We start from the raw sequence: 13,216 nt of genomic DNA, 5'->3' as shown, positions 1-13,216 counted from the left end.
CATCTTAAAAAATTCATCAAATTCGTTGGACTCGCATTTTCAATTGCGGCAAACTACGCGAAATTTCTCTAGCAAACCCTGGTGAAACATGGCATCGATACTCGTGCTGCACGGCCCTAACCTCAATTTACTTGGCACCAGAGAGCCCGAGGTCTACGGCCACCACAGCCTCGAGGATATCAATCAGCAGCTGCAAGACGCTGCCAGCGCCGCGGGCCATCACCTCCAATGCTTACAGAGCAATGCCGAAGTAGAGCTGATCGAGCGAATTCACCAGGCCCGGCCCGAAGGCATTAATTTTATTATTTTCAATCCGGCAGCCTTCACCCACAGCAGCGTGGCCCTGCGCGACGCACTGTTGGGTGTCGACATTCCGTTTATCGAAGTGCACCTGTCGAACGTTCACGCCCGTGAACCCTTTCGCCAGCACTCCTATTTTTCAGATATTGCCCGTGGGGTGATTTGCGGTCTGGGGCCACAGGGTTACCTGCTGGCACTGCAGGCCGCACTGTCACAACTGCAGGACTAGCCCTTCGCAACACATTAAAAAAAGAGAGTGACTATGGACATCAGGAAAGTAAAAAAGCTGATTGAACTGCTCGAAGAATCCAACATCGACGAGCTGGAAATCAAGGAAGGCGAAGAATCGGTACGCATCAGCCGCAACAGTGGTAGCGTGCAGATGGCGGCGCCGCAGTACGTGAGCCAGGCGGTACCGGCAGCGGCGCCTGCCGCACCAGCCCCCGCTCCCGCAGCAGCGCCTGCACCGGCCGCCGAGGCCGAGCCAAAAATTAACGGCCACGTTATTAAGTCGCCCATGGTCGGCACTTTTTACCGCTCGCCGTCACCGGGCTCTCCCGCTTTTGTTGAAGTCGGTCAGCACGTTAAAGCCGGCGATGTCGTTTGCATTGTCGAAGCAATGAAAATGATGAACCAAATCGAAGCCGACAAATCCGGTGTGGTAGAAGCTATTTTGCTGGACGACGCGCAACCCGTGGAGTTTGACCAGCCTCTGATCACCATCGTGTAAGCACACCATTCACGCACACACGATCACTGCACAGAGGACAGCACATGCTTAAAAAAGTCGTTATCGCCAACCGTGGCGAAATCGCGCTGCGCATTTTGCGCGCCTGCAAGGAGCTGGGAATAAAAACCGTGGCCGTGCACTCCATCGCCGACCGCGACCTGATGCACGTTCGCCTCGCCGACGAGTCGGTTTGCATTGGACCAGCCCCCTCACCCGCCAGCTACTTGAATATTCCTGCCATTATCAGCGCAGCAGAAATCACCGACGCCGTCGCCATTCACCCCGGCTACGGCTTCCTTGCTGAGAATGCTGACTTTGCCGAACAGGTTGAGAACAGCGGGTTTACCTTTATCGGCCCGACTGCCGACGTCATTCGCATGATGGGCGACAAAGTGTCGGCCATTCAGGCCATGAAAAAAGCCGGCGTGCCCACGGTGCCGGGCTCCGACGGCCCCATTACGCAGGACAATGACCGCACCCTGAGCATCGCCCGCAAAATTGGCTATCCGGTAATAATCAAAGCGGCTGCCGGTGGTGGTGGACGCGGCATGCGAGTGGTGCACAGTGAAGCCGCTCTGCTTAACGCGGTATATGTTACTCAGTCTGAAGCCAAGGCGGCCTTTGGTGACGATACCGTATACATCGAGAAATTCCTAGAGAATCCACGGCACGTGGAGATTCAGGTACTCGCCGATGGCCAGGGCAATGCCATTCACCTCGGGGATCGCGACTGCTCTTTGCAGCGCCGCCACCAGAAGGTGCTGGAAGAAGCTCCCGCCCCGGGTATTCCCGATGACGTGCGCAACGAAGTGGCAATGTCTTGTGTTGAGGCTTGTAAAACTCTCAACTATCGCGGCGCAGGCACCTTTGAGTTTCTCTACGAAGACGGCCAGTTCTTCTTCATTGAAATGAACACCCGTATTCAGGTTGAGCACCCGGTTAGCGAAATGGTCACCGGCGTCGACCTGATCAAAGAGCAACTCAAGATCGCCGGCGGTGAGCCCCTGAGCCTTCGTCAGGAAGACATCGTGGTTAGCGGCCATGCTTTCGAGTGCAGGATCAACGCCGAAGATCCAAAAACCTTTATGCCCTGCCCGGGTAACATCAAGCACTTCCACGCACCCGGCGGTCTTGGTGTGCGCGTCGACTCCCACCTCTACAGCGGCTATACCGTGCCTCCCCACTACGATTCGATGATCGCCAAGATCATCACCTGGGGAGACGACCGCGAGTCGGCGTTAAGCCGTATGCGCACCGCGCTGGACGAGCTGGTCGTAGACGGCATTCGCACCAACACCGAACTGCACCGCGATTTGGTGCGCGACAATGCCTTTGCCAAGGGCGGCGTCAGCATCCACTATCTCGAAAAGAAACTGAAAATCTGATTTACTCCGGTTTTCATTGACACCGACAAGGGGCCAACAGGCCCCTTTTTTATTTTTTGCTACCGAGACCTGACATGAGCTGGCTACAGATTCGCCTCGACGCCAACCCCGACTCCGCCTCTGCCCTTGAGGATGCCCTTCTGGACTGCGGCGCCGCATCGGTGACCCTTGAAGACAATGCCGATCAACCGCTTTTTGAGCCCCCCATCGGCCACACCCCGATCTGGCAGCACACCCGCGTCACCGGCATGTTCCAGGCCGACACAGACATGGTCACGGTCCTCGCACAATTGAACGCTCTGGTAGGCGAGCTACCCAAGCATCGCATCGAGATTCTTGAAGACCGAGACTGGATTCGCGAGTGGATGGACAGCTACCAACCTCTGCAATGCGGCAAGCGGCTTTGGATTTGCCCTAGTTGGCGCGAGCCCGTTGACCCAACGGCAGTAAACCTACTGCTGGACCCCGGCCTGGCATTCGGAACCGGCACCCACCCGACCACCTGGCTGTGCCTAAACTGGCTAGACAGCCAACCCCTGACCGGCAAGACCGTCATCGACTACGGCTGCGGCTCAGGTATTCTCGGGATTGCGGCGCTGCTACTGGGTGCAGAGAAACTGATTGCCGTCGACACCGATCCACAAGCGCTGCAGGCCACCAGCGAAAATGCCAAGCGCAATAATATCGACAGCGACAAGCTGGCTTGCTACCTCCCCGAGGAGGTTCCACCTGGCCTTCACGGCGACGTGTTGCTCGCCAACATTTTAGCCGGACCGCTGATGGAGTTGGCGCCGACCCTCGCCGCCTGCCTGGACCCTGGCGCGCCTATTTGCCTGTCGGGCATACTGGACAGCCAAGGCGACACGATTAAGCAATGCTACCAACGTTGGTTTGTCGGCCTGGCTAGCGAGCAGCGGGAAGAATGGCTCCGTGTCAGCGGCCAGCGCAACAGCGAGTCGGCCAAGTAGCATCGACTGAAGACAGCCCCTATACTCTGCTCCACGAATTGCAGTGAGGACTGCCCAGCCCCGGCACAACCGACATGCCAGACGCCCATAACGCAAACGACAACTTGCTCGACAGCGTGTGTTGCCCAGCCTGCGACACCCGCTTTCGCTGTCAATTTTCCGACCTTGCCATCGCCGATGGCCTGCTTCGCTGCGGCGTCTGCCAACACGTGTTCAATGCCACCGAGCAGCTCACCCCCGCTCAGCGCGAGGCCTTTGACGCGCTAGTGGCGCCGACGGCCAACACAACACCCGCACAGGATTCACCGGAACCGGACTCAAACGATTCGGACGAAACCGGCGCCGCTGGCAGCGATAAAAAGCTCGGCCCCGAGCTGCTAGAAGGCTTGTCCACCAACGACCACGGCTTTGAATTTCATCAGCCACGAGCGCAACGTCGCTGGCCCTGGCTACTAGTAAATAGCCTGGCGCTGATAGCCCTGCTGGCTCAGTGGGCGTACTGGCAGAGGAGCGACATACTCAGCCACCCTAACCTGCCGCCCGAGATTAAAGCGTTTGCGTTATCCCAGTGCGCGCAGCTGTCGCTGACCTGCGTGCCGAATCAACCTACACCGAGGCCACAGCCAAGTCGCGACATTGTTAGCCAAAAGCTTCTTGTTCGCCCCCATCCCGACGTTGCCGATGCCCTCAAGGTAGATGCCATTCTGCTCAACAAGGCGGATGGCGCGCGCGACTTCCCCCTGCTACAACTGCGTTTCAGTAATATTCACGGTATTGAGTTAGCCAGCCGCCTGTTCTATCCAAGCGAGTACCTGGCCGGCGAGCTAAACGCCCTGTCCCAGCTCGATAGCGGCCAGCCCGTGCATATCGCCTTGGAAATCGCCGCCCCGGCGGCCGATGCGGTCAACTACGAACTCCGCCTTTTCAGTCGACCTTAGCGGGGTCGTTACACTGGTTATTTTCTGAGCGCAAGACTACCGAAAGCAAAATCTAGCGAGTAGAATAGCGGCCCTGTTTTCCCACGGTCTCTCCTTTAACGGGGCATGGCGATGATCCGGATTGGTCCTCACAAGCTCCCCGCTCGCGCTGTTTTGGCGCCGATGGCGGGCATTACCGACCTCCCCTTCCGGCAACTGTGTCTGCAGTTTGGCGCTGGCTTGACCGTATCGGAAATGCTGATTAGCAATAGCGACTTGTGGCACACACGCAAAAGCCACCTGCGCCTCGCGAAGGACGACGATGCTCTGCGCTCGGTACAAATCGCCGGCGCCGAGCCGGCCATGATGGCCGACGCTGCACGTCGCTGTGCAGACGATGGCGCCCATATTATCGATATCAATATGGGTTGCCCGGCAAAGAAAGTTTGCAAACGCGCGGCGGGGTCCGCCCTGCTACGTGAACCCGAACTTGTCGAGGCGATTCTTCGCCAAGTCACCGCCGCCGTCTCGGTGCCGGTAACGTTGAAGATTCGCACTGGCTGGTCGCCCGAGCAACGCAACGGCGTTGATATAGCTCGCCTGGCAGAAGACTGCGGCATTGCTGCACTGGCCGTACACGGCCGTACGCGCGCCTGCCGCTTTAATGGCAATGCCGAGTACGACACGATAGCGGCGATCAAGCAGGCCGTATCAATGCCAGTACTGGCCAATGGCGATATCGACAGCCCTGAAAAGGCACTCGCGGTCCTGCAGCACACCGGCGCCGACGGTGTCATGCTGGGGCGCGCCGTTCAGGGTAAACCCTGGCTGTTCCGGGAGATCAATGCAGCATTGGAAGGGGGCGAATACACCCCCGTTCAAACTGCGGAAATGCGCGAGGTCATGCTCTCGCATATCAAAGCATTACATCACTTTTACGGTGAACATCAGGGCCTGCGCATCGCACGCAAACACTGCGCGTGGTATTTGCAGGACTTTAATAACGTGGATTTCAGGCGCCACTTCAACCGCCTGGAAGACGCGAGTGCACAACTAGATGCTGTACAGAGCTTTTTTGAACAGCACAGCGACAAATTACAGGATGCAGCAGCATGAACCTCAGCCCATTAAGCGCTGCCGAGAGCAGCCCAGTCAGCACCGCTCCGGCCGATGATATTTCGCAAGCCAAAACTCTGCGCGACAGTGTCGCTATCGCCCTGAACAATTACTTCTCAAACCTCGACGGCCAAGATGTCAGCGACGTCTACAACATGGTGTTGTCTGAGATAGAAGCGCCACTGCTCGAAGAGGTAATGAAGTACACCCGCAACAATCAAACCCGCGCTTCGCAAATGCTCGGTCTCAACCGCGGGACGCTGCGCAAAAAATTGAAACAATACGACCTGCTATAAACCCGCCATCGCACCCAGAGGAACACCGCCCGGATGACTACCGAGACGACTTCACGCCCCGTTAAACGCGCGCTAATCAGCGTATCCGACAAATCTGGCATCGTCGATTTTGGCCGCCAGCTTACCGAGATGGGGGTAGAACTCCTGTCCACCGGAGGCACCTACCGCCTACTGCAAGACAACGGCATTAGCGTGACGGAAGTTGCGGACTACACGGGCTTTCCTGAAATGATGGATGGCCGGGTGAAAACCCTCCACCCGAAAGTTCACGGCGGTATTCTCGGCCGCCGCGGCACCGATGATGCTGTCATGAGCGAGCACGGCATTGACGCTATCGATATGGTAGTTGTTAACCTCTACCCCTTTGAGGCCACCGTTGCCAAGCCAGATTGCAGCCTGGAAGATGCGATCGAGAATATCGATATCGGCGGCCCGACCATGGTTCGCGCAGCGGCCAAGAACCACCGCGACGTTGCCATTGTGGTAAACGCCGGCGACTACGACGCCATTATCGAGGAAATGCGTGCCAACGACGGTGCAACCCTGCACAGCACCCGTTTCGACCTCGCCATCAAAGCCTACGAGCACACGGCATCGTACGACGGCGCCATCGCCAATTACTTCGGCAGACTCGTTCCCGGCGGCAGCGACAAATTCCCGCGTACCTTTAACAGCCAATTCGTTAAAGCCCAGGAAATGCGCTACGGCGAAAACCCCCATCAAGACTCAGCGTTTTATGTTGAGCGCCACCCCAGCGAAGCCTGCATTGCCACCGCAACGCAGCTGCAGGGCAAGGAGCTGTCATACAACAATATTGCCGACACCGATGCAGCACTTGAGTGTGTGAAGAGCTTTACCAAGCCCGCCTGCGTGATTGTTAAACACGCTAACCCCTGTGGTGTCTCAGTGTCGCTCAACGGGATCGGCGAAGCCTATGACTTGGCCTTCGCCACCGACCCTGAATCGGCCTTTGGCGGTATTATCGCCTTCAACCGCGAGCTCGATGCCGCAACGGCGCAAGCCATTTGCGACCGCCAGTTTGTGGAAGTGATTATCGCCCCAAGCGTCAGCGAAGATGCGCGCGCCGTTGTAGCCGCCAAGAAAAACGTGCGCCTGCTGAGCTGCGGAGAGTGGGATAGCCCACAAGCTGCCTTTGACTATAAACGCGTCAACGGCGGCCTGCTGGTGCAAGACCGCGACCTCGGCATGATTACTGCCGGTGAGCTGAAAGTAGTGAGCAAGCGCCAGCCCAGTGAAGACGAGATCAACGATTTGATCTTCGCCTGGAAAGTCGCCAAATTCGTTAAGTCGAACGCGATTGTCTACGCCAAAAATCGCCAGACGATCGGTGTCGGCGCCGGGCAGATGAGCCGCGTGAACTCCGCGCGCATCGCCGCTATTAAGGCCGAGCACGCGGGCCTGCAAGTTGAGGGAGCCGTGATGGCATCCGACGCCTTCTTCCCCTTCCGCGATGGCATCGACAATGCGGCGAAAGTTGGCATTAGCTGCATCATTCAGCCGGGCGGTTCAATTCGTGACGAAGAAGTCATTGCCGCCGCCGACGAGCACAACATGGCAATGGTATTCACTGGCATGCGCCATTTCCGCCACTAACGCCGATACCTCGCCGGCAGCTATCTGCCGGCGACGCCAGCACCGAATCGATAGAAAAAAGATAATTTCTTCGGCCTTGAAGCAAACATGAGTCAAGGCCGTTTAGCTAAATCACGCAGCCGTGATGGCCGTAGAAATAGGACGCAGTTGAAATGAACGTATTGATTATTGGCTCCGGTGGCCGTGAGCACGCTCTGGCTTGGAAGGCGGCCCAGTCTGCCAATGTTGAAACCGTTTATGTCGCACCAGGCAACGCCGGCACTGCGCTGGACACGGGCATAGAAAATGTCGAGATAGGCGTAGGCGATTTCGAGGCACTGGCAAACTTTGCCGAAAGCAACGATATCACGCTGACCATCGTTGGCCCTGAAGCGCCACTGGTAGACGGCGTGGTGGATTTCTTCGCCAAACGCGGCCTGCCCTGCTTTGGCCCCAGCCAGGGCGCGGCACAACTGGAAGGCTCCAAAGCCTTTACCAAGGACTTCCTTGCCCGACACAACATCCCCACTGCGGCCTATGGAAACTTCACCGAACTCGAGCCAGCGCTTGCCTACCTTCGCGAGCAAGGCGCACCGATTGTCGTCAAGGCCGACGGCCTGGCGGCGGGCAAAGGCGTTATCGTTGCAGAAACACTGGAACAAGCTGAAGACGCCGTGCGCGACATGCTGTCCGGCAATGCATTCGGCGACGCCGGCTGCCGCGTAGTGATTGAAGAGTTCTTAGTCGGCGAAGAAGCCAGCTTCATCGTGATGGTCGACGGTGAAGACGTTTTGCCGATGGCAACCAGCCAGGATCACAAGCGTGTTGGCGATGGCGACACTGGCCCCAACACCGGTGGCATGGGCGCTTACTCACCCGCGCCAGTGGTAACGCCAGACGTTCATCAGCGCATTATGGAACAGGTTATTATGCCAACCGTTCGCGGCATGGCAGAAGAAGGCAACCGCTACACGGGCTTTCTGTATGCCGGCTTGATGATCAGCCCCGAGGGTGAACCAAAAGTTATTGAATACAACTGCCGCTTTGGCGACCCGGAAACACAACCCATTATGCTGCGCTTGCAGTCTGACCTCGTCGCTCTGTGTCAGGCGGCGCTTGCTGGCACGCTGGCCAACGCTGAGGCGCAATGGGACCCACGCCCTGCGGTTGGTGTTGTACTCGCCGCCGGCGGCTACCCCGGCAGCTACAACAAGGGCGATGAAATTACCGGTATCCCCGCAGAAACCGCCAGCACCAAGGTCTTCCACGCCGGCACGCAATTAGACGGCGACAAGCTGACAACCAACGGCGGGCGAGTACTGTGCGCTACCGCCATGGGCAATAGCGTAAGCGAAGCCCAGGCACTGGCCTACGACGTCGCCAAACAGATCGACTGGCAAGGTGTATTCTTCCGCAGTGATATCGCCTATCGCGCCATCGCTCGGGAATAGCGGTCACTTGATTATGTGCAGGATGCCCATCGCGATACGCCTTGATTTGAGGCTGCTGCTCAGCAGCCTGCTACTGTTTCTTGCCACAAGCCACATCGGCCACGCCGCCGTCATCCTGGATCCGGCCGTGGCGCGGGTCGACATCAGTCAATCCGGCGAAATATACGAAGATCGCAGCGGTCAGTTGTCCATCGACGACCTGCTTCAGCCAACCTTTCAGCGCAGCTTTCGGCCACTTGAAAATGGCGATTTAATGCTCGATGGCAGCACCCAAACCTACTGGCTGCTGTTTCGCTTTCGCAACACCCACAACGAAACCCTGCGCCGCATACTGGAATTGCGCCCGGCGCATTTGGGCGAGGTAACCGTCTACGCCCATCGCAGCGGCACGCCCGCCGAAGAGCGGGCCACGGTTTTCCCTCCGCAAGATATGCTGCGACCCCAGCGAATCTACCGCTTAAACCTGCCCGCCGGCAGCGCTACCAATATTTATGTGCGCATCGACAAGCACGCCGATATCCGAGTGTCTGCCAAACTCTTTAGCGATATCGCGTTTATTTCAGAAAGCAGCCAACGCGATATTGGAAATTTCTTTCTGCTTGGCGTACTCAGTACCGTCAGCATCTACTGTCTGGTTGCCTTCCTGATATACCGGGAACCGCTATTTGCCAATCTGTGCATATTTGGCGTCTTGGTGATGGGCTCACAGCTGATGGCCTGGGGCTACCTTGGCCAACCCCGCGGTATGCTGCCCCCCTGGGACAGCCCAATTATGATCATTTCAGCGATCGGCATCTTGCTGACCGAAGTGATCTTTGCGCTAGGATTCCCCGTGTACCCCAAGCAGCGCCCAGGCCATTGGCCAAACATCTTGCGCGGAATCCTTTTCCTGCTCGTCGCAGCGCTGCCCTTCAGTATTATCACCGACGCCCATTACAGCGGCATTCTGTTGAGCATTTTGGTGCCACTCACCGCCGCGTCTACGCTGTTTGCGGGCTTGAATGGCTACTTTGTCAGCTACAGTCGGCTCCTGTTGTTTTACTTGCTGGGTAAAAGCCTCACCTTGGTCATTTATCTGCTGGCCCAGCTCAGCTACTTGCTTGGCGTTCTCGATATCTACGACATGAATGCCTTACTCTCGCTGGCCGCTGTGATCGTTGCTCTCGCTCACGCCACACTGCTGATTACCCGCAGCCGCAAGCGCTGGCGTATGCAGCACGAGGATGCTCAGCGCATCGCCGTGGTCGATGAGGTAAACCGCGCGAAAAGCGAAGTGCTGGCGCGCATCACTCACGATATCCGCACCCCTATCAGCGCAATGCTGGGCGTGACAGAGCTGCTTCAAGAGACCCAACTGACCGCCAGCCAGGAAGACTATTTGCGCAGCCTGCAACGCTCCAGCCATGAGTTACTGCAGCTGCTCGAAGAAGCGGGGCAAGCCGCGCGATTTAGCGACAGCGATATCGACCTCAACAGCCAGCTCATCGCACTGCCTGAATTGGTCAGCGACGCCCTGTCCAGTTTCCGAAACATGGCTGCAGAACGCGACCTGGAGTTGATCAGCGATTTATCAAACACCCTGCCAATGCAGCTGCTTGGGGACCTGTCGCGACTGCGCCAATTGCTTATTCACAGCCTAAACAGCGCCTTCGAACACGCCGAAGGCGGCTTTATCCTGTTAAAAATTAGCCCGGCCTCCCCTCGCCCCGGCCACCTTCAGGTGGAAGTGTCCCACCGTGGCAGCAATTTCACCGGCGATGAACGGCAGGCGCTTCAACGCCCCAAGGTTGATAAAAAAGACAGCGCAATGAGCACGCGATTTGCCATTATCGCTCGTCTCGTCAGCCTCATGGGCGGGCAAATTAGCTTGCGTAGCAGCGCCAGTCGCGACGTACACACCCTGTGTATGACACTGCAACTGGGAGTGATCAGCAATAAGCTGCCAAGCCCCGAAGCAACCGACCTGCTGAACAATAAACGCCTTCTGGTGGTGGACAGCAACCGCACCTTTTGCGAGGTGGTCAATAAACAATGCTCGCCCTGGGGGATGGGTGTCTTCTCCGCCACCAATGAGCAGGCCGCGCTGGCCATCATGCGCAACCAACGCCTGATCAATGCCCCCGTCGATTTTGTATTGATCGACCACCGACAAAGCGATAACGGCCTGCTGCTGGCACGCCGGGTAAAAGAAGAATTCGCCAACGCCGACCATCAACCCAGCGTGCTGCTACTTGCCCATGCGAATATTTCGTATCGCCGGGAAGAGCTGCAAGCGGCAGGGGTGCAACGGGTACTGAGTAAACCGCTGGGCAATATTGCCCTGCGCAGCGCACTACTGGGCGAATCGCGTGTTGCCGAGCGCGGTCACGACATAGATCAATACAGCAGCGACGCCTTGAATTATCATTCTCTGCGCTGCCTGATCGCCGAGGACAACCCCAGTAACGCGCTGGTGCTGTCGCGCATGCTCAAAAGCCTGGGAATCACTGTTCAACATGCGGAAAACGGCCAGCAAGCCCTGAACTTTTTTATTCGCGACCACTACGACTTAGTTATACTCGATGTGGAAATGCCGGTGATGGACGGCATTGAAGCGGCGCGCCAAATTCGGCAATTTGAACAGGAAGAGGAGCGCGAGCGCACACCGATTTTCGGGCTGACGGCAAACGCCCTGGACGAGCAGCGCGACAGCTACCTCAACGCCGGCATGGACCTTCACTTGGTGAAACCGATCCGCCTGTGGGAGCTGGCCGAGTCGATACAGCGCTGGACGGGCTACCAGCATCAGAAAGACTGAGTTTGCCGTACAATAAGGCGAGATTGGAGGATACGATGACCAGAAGCTTTTCCGCCTTGGATCGACTGCTGATTGGTGCAGACCGCAGCCTGAAAACCCTGATTCGCGGCAGTGCCACACCGCAACGCGAAAACCCCGCCAGCGGCCGCTGCGACAGCCAACATCAGGACACCCGGCACACAGCGGGCCTCATGCGCATCAACCACACTGGCGAAGTGTGCGCTCAGGCCTTGTACCAGGGGCAGGCGCTGACGGCCAAGCGCCCCGATATTAAACAAGCCATGAGCCACGCCGCCGACGAGGAAATTGATCATCTGGTGTGGTGTGAGCAACGCCTGAAGGAGCTGGGTAGCCACACCAGCCTGCTCAACCCCCTGTTCTATGCCGGCTCCTTTGCCATCGGCGCGACAGCGGGGGCGATCAGCGACAAAATCAGCCTGGGGTTTGTTGCTGCCACCGAGGATCAGGTATGCGAGCACCTGCGCAGCCACCTGGACTCCCTGCCCAACGACGATGAAAAATCGCGAGCCATTTTGGAACAAATGCTGGAGGACGAAGCGGCCCACTCCACCGCAGCGATAGAAGCCGGCGGCGCCGTTTTTCCAAAGCCGGTTAAGAAGGCCATGACCCTTCTCTCAAAAGTCATGACCCGAACGACTTACTACGTGTAGAGGCGTGCCAGCCAGCGACTAGACAGCGCTGGCGATAGGTGGGTGGTGAATGATCTGTACAAGATTGCCATCGGGATCGAGGCAATAGAAGCTACGCGCACCATCGCGGTGGGTTCTTGGTGCAGCTTTAATGCTAACGCCATTCGCAACAAGGAACTCGTGCCAGGCATCGACATCGTCGGCTTCCCTAACGATAAAACCCAAGTGGTCTAAGCGCTGGCCCGCGGCCGGCCGCTCAGCACCGTGATAACGGTGAATGGCCAGGTTGTCGCAACCCGAGCAAAGGTAGTAATTATCCTCGTCGGGCTGCCACTCGACCGCCATACCCAGCAGGTCAGTATAAAACTGTACGGTCTCTTCCAGCTTTTCTACAAATAACGCCAAGTGGCGCATGCCCGCATGGGGATTGGGGCGCTGCATATATCCTACTCCGCTTCAATAATCTCGTGACTATGCTCGATCACCACGCCGGCCTTTTCCATCATAATGGACGCCGAACAGTATTTTTCAGCCGACAGTTCAACCGCGCGCTTCACGTGGCTCTCCTTCAAGGCAGTGCCGGTAACAACAAAGTGAAGGCGTATTGTTTCAAAGACGGCGGGTACCGCATCAACACGTTCAGCCACCAGCTCGCACCGGCAATCTTTCACCTGCTGGCGTGACTTCTTCAGCATACTCATCACATCGAATGAGGCGCAGCCACCCATGCCCAACAGCAACATTTCCATAGGCCGAACGCCCATATTACGGCCGCCGTGGTCTTCCGGACCATCCATAACCACGCTGTGGCCGCTTCCGGATTCACCTAAAAACATTGCACCGTCAACCCACTTTACCGTTGCTTTCATCATTACCCCGATAGAATTTGTCAATCCGCTAAGCTTATCACAGCACCTGCATCCAGGCTCGCCATTGCCGGCAAAGCGCGGCATACTAATACACACGAATGAAACAGCGCTTTGCCCATAACCAAACTAAAAAAGAGAGTGGCC

At 57.3% G+C, this 13,216-nt stretch carries 13 protein-coding genes; 11 read left to right on the top strand and 2 right to left on the bottom strand.

Annotation, left to right across the window (positions count from 1 at the left end; all coding sequences use genetic code 11):
• Window positions 1–88 precede the first annotated feature (88 nt).
• From aroQ to coq7, 11 genes are all read left to right on the top strand, one after another.
• On the top strand, window positions 89–529 hold the full coding sequence (gene aroQ / locus AC2Q8J_RS14845) for a type II 3-dehydroquinate dehydratase (RefSeq protein ID WP_027874283.1): 441 nt from the start codon (window positions 89–91) through the stop codon (window positions 527–529).
• A gap of 33 nt (window positions 530–562) precedes the next feature.
• Window positions 563–1,030 (top strand): acetyl-CoA carboxylase biotin carboxyl carrier protein, encoded by a 468-nt coding sequence (accB, locus tag AC2Q8J_RS14840; protein WP_204996695.1) that lies wholly within the window; start codon window positions 563–565, stop codon window positions 1,028–1,030.
• Between the two features lie 44 nt (window positions 1,031–1,074).
• Complete coding sequence (gene accC / locus AC2Q8J_RS14835; protein ID WP_027874281.1) at window positions 1,075–2,415, top strand: acetyl-CoA carboxylase biotin carboxylase subunit; 1,341 nt, start codon at window positions 1,075–1,077, stop codon at window positions 2,413–2,415.
• Between the two features lie 74 nt (window positions 2,416–2,489).
• Complete coding sequence (gene prmA, locus AC2Q8J_RS14830) at window positions 2,490–3,383, top strand: 50S ribosomal protein L11 methyltransferase (protein WP_372878577.1); 894 nt, start codon at window positions 2,490–2,492, stop codon at window positions 3,381–3,383.
• A gap of 74 nt (window positions 3,384–3,457) precedes the next feature.
• Window positions 3,458–4,321, top strand: a complete 864-nt coding sequence (locus AC2Q8J_RS14825; RefSeq protein ID WP_486451657.1) for a zinc-ribbon and DUF3426 domain-containing protein — start codon at window positions 3,458–3,460, stop codon at window positions 4,319–4,321.
• A 111-nt stretch (window positions 4,322–4,432) separates the two neighbouring features.
• Window positions 4,433–5,416 carry a tRNA dihydrouridine synthase DusB gene (gene dusB, locus AC2Q8J_RS14820; RefSeq protein ID WP_444804247.1) on the top strand — a complete coding sequence of 328 codons (984 nt, stop codon included), beginning with the start codon at window positions 4,433–4,435 and terminating at the stop codon, window positions 5,414–5,416.
• Window positions 5,413–5,712 carry a DNA-binding transcriptional regulator Fis gene (fis, locus tag AC2Q8J_RS14815; RefSeq protein ID WP_027874278.1) on the top strand — a complete coding sequence of 100 codons (300 nt, stop codon included), beginning with the start codon at window positions 5,413–5,415 and terminating at the stop codon, window positions 5,710–5,712. Before dusB ends, fis begins: the two co-directional genes overlap by 4 nt.
• A gap of 33 nt (window positions 5,713–5,745) precedes the next feature.
• Entirely contained in the window at window positions 5,746–7,326 is a 1,581-nt protein-coding gene (purH, locus tag AC2Q8J_RS14810) for a bifunctional phosphoribosylaminoimidazolecarboxamide formyltransferase/IMP cyclohydrolase (protein ID WP_204996692.1), read from the top strand.
• A gap of 152 nt (window positions 7,327–7,478) precedes the next feature.
• On the top strand, window positions 7,479–8,756 hold the full coding sequence (gene purD / locus AC2Q8J_RS14805; RefSeq protein ID WP_424144555.1) for a phosphoribosylamine--glycine ligase: 1,278 nt from the start codon (window positions 7,479–7,481) through the stop codon (window positions 8,754–8,756).
• A 22-nt stretch (window positions 8,757–8,778) separates the two neighbouring features.
• Complete coding sequence (locus tag AC2Q8J_RS14800; RefSeq protein ID WP_286837902.1) at window positions 8,779–11,553, top strand: hybrid sensor histidine kinase/response regulator; 2,775 nt, start codon at window positions 8,779–8,781, stop codon at window positions 11,551–11,553.
• 35 nt (window positions 11,554–11,588) lie between these two features.
• Window positions 11,589–12,224, top strand: a complete 636-nt coding sequence (gene coq7 / locus AC2Q8J_RS14795) for a 2-polyprenyl-3-methyl-6-methoxy-1,4-benzoquinone monooxygenase (protein ID WP_486451656.1) — start codon at window positions 11,589–11,591, stop codon at window positions 12,222–12,224.
• Window positions 12,225–12,242: 18 nt separating this feature from the next.
• Here coq7 and AC2Q8J_RS14790 read toward each other — a convergent pair whose 3' ends face one another.
• Window positions 12,243–12,644, bottom strand: a complete 402-nt coding sequence (locus AC2Q8J_RS14790; RefSeq protein ID WP_239547814.1) for a VOC family protein — start codon at window positions 12,642–12,644, stop codon at window positions 12,243–12,245.
• A gap of 5 nt (window positions 12,645–12,649) precedes the next feature.
• On the bottom strand, window positions 12,650–13,072 hold the full coding sequence (locus AC2Q8J_RS14785; protein WP_204996815.1) for an OsmC family protein: 423 nt from the start codon (window positions 13,070–13,072) through the stop codon (window positions 12,650–12,652).
• Between the last annotated feature and the right edge of the window lie 144 nt (window positions 13,073–13,216).

Source organism: Spongiibacter sp. C9W (genome assembly GCF_057370015.1).
This window is presented reverse-complemented; position numbering and strand designations above follow the sequence as displayed.

Excerpts from the sequence above, each read along its gene's own strand:
- purD (WP_424144555.1), top strand. The coding sequence starts at position 7,479 with ATGAACGTATTGATTATTGGCTCCGGTGGCCGTGAGCACGCTCTGGCT.
- accB (WP_204996695.1), top strand. The coding sequence starts at position 563 with ATGGACATCAGGAAAGTAAAAAAGCTGATTGAACTGCTCGAAGAATCC.
- fis (WP_027874278.1), top strand. The coding sequence starts at position 5,413 with ATGAACCTCAGCCCATTAAGCGCTGCCGAGAGCAGCCCAGTCAGCACC.
- AC2Q8J_RS14785 (WP_204996815.1), bottom strand. The coding sequence starts at position 13,072 with ATGAAAGCAACGGTAAAGTGGGTTGACGGTGCAATGTTTTTAGGTGAA.
- purH (WP_204996692.1), top strand. The coding sequence starts at position 5,746 with ATGACTACCGAGACGACTTCACGCCCCGTTAAACGCGCGCTAATCAGC.
- AC2Q8J_RS14790 (WP_239547814.1), bottom strand. The coding sequence starts at position 12,644 with ATGCAGCGCCCCAATCCCCATGCGGGCATGCGCCACTTGGCGTTATTT.
- prmA (WP_372878577.1), top strand. The coding sequence starts at position 2,490 with ATGAGCTGGCTACAGATTCGCCTCGACGCCAACCCCGACTCCGCCTCT.
- accC (WP_027874281.1), top strand. The coding sequence starts at position 1,075 with ATGCTTAAAAAAGTCGTTATCGCCAACCGTGGCGAAATCGCGCTGCGC.
- AC2Q8J_RS14800 (WP_286837902.1), top strand. The coding sequence starts at position 8,779 with ATGCCCATCGCGATACGCCTTGATTTGAGGCTGCTGCTCAGCAGCCTG.
- dusB (WP_444804247.1), top strand. The coding sequence starts at position 4,433 with ATGATCCGGATTGGTCCTCACAAGCTCCCCGCTCGCGCTGTTTTGGCG.
- AC2Q8J_RS14825 (WP_486451657.1), top strand. The coding sequence starts at position 3,458 with ATGCCAGACGCCCATAACGCAAACGACAACTTGCTCGACAGCGTGTGT.
- aroQ (WP_027874283.1), top strand. The coding sequence starts at position 89 with ATGGCATCGATACTCGTGCTGCACGGCCCTAACCTCAATTTACTTGGC.
- coq7 (WP_486451656.1), top strand. The coding sequence starts at position 11,589 with ATGACCAGAAGCTTTTCCGCCTTGGATCGACTGCTGATTGGTGCAGAC.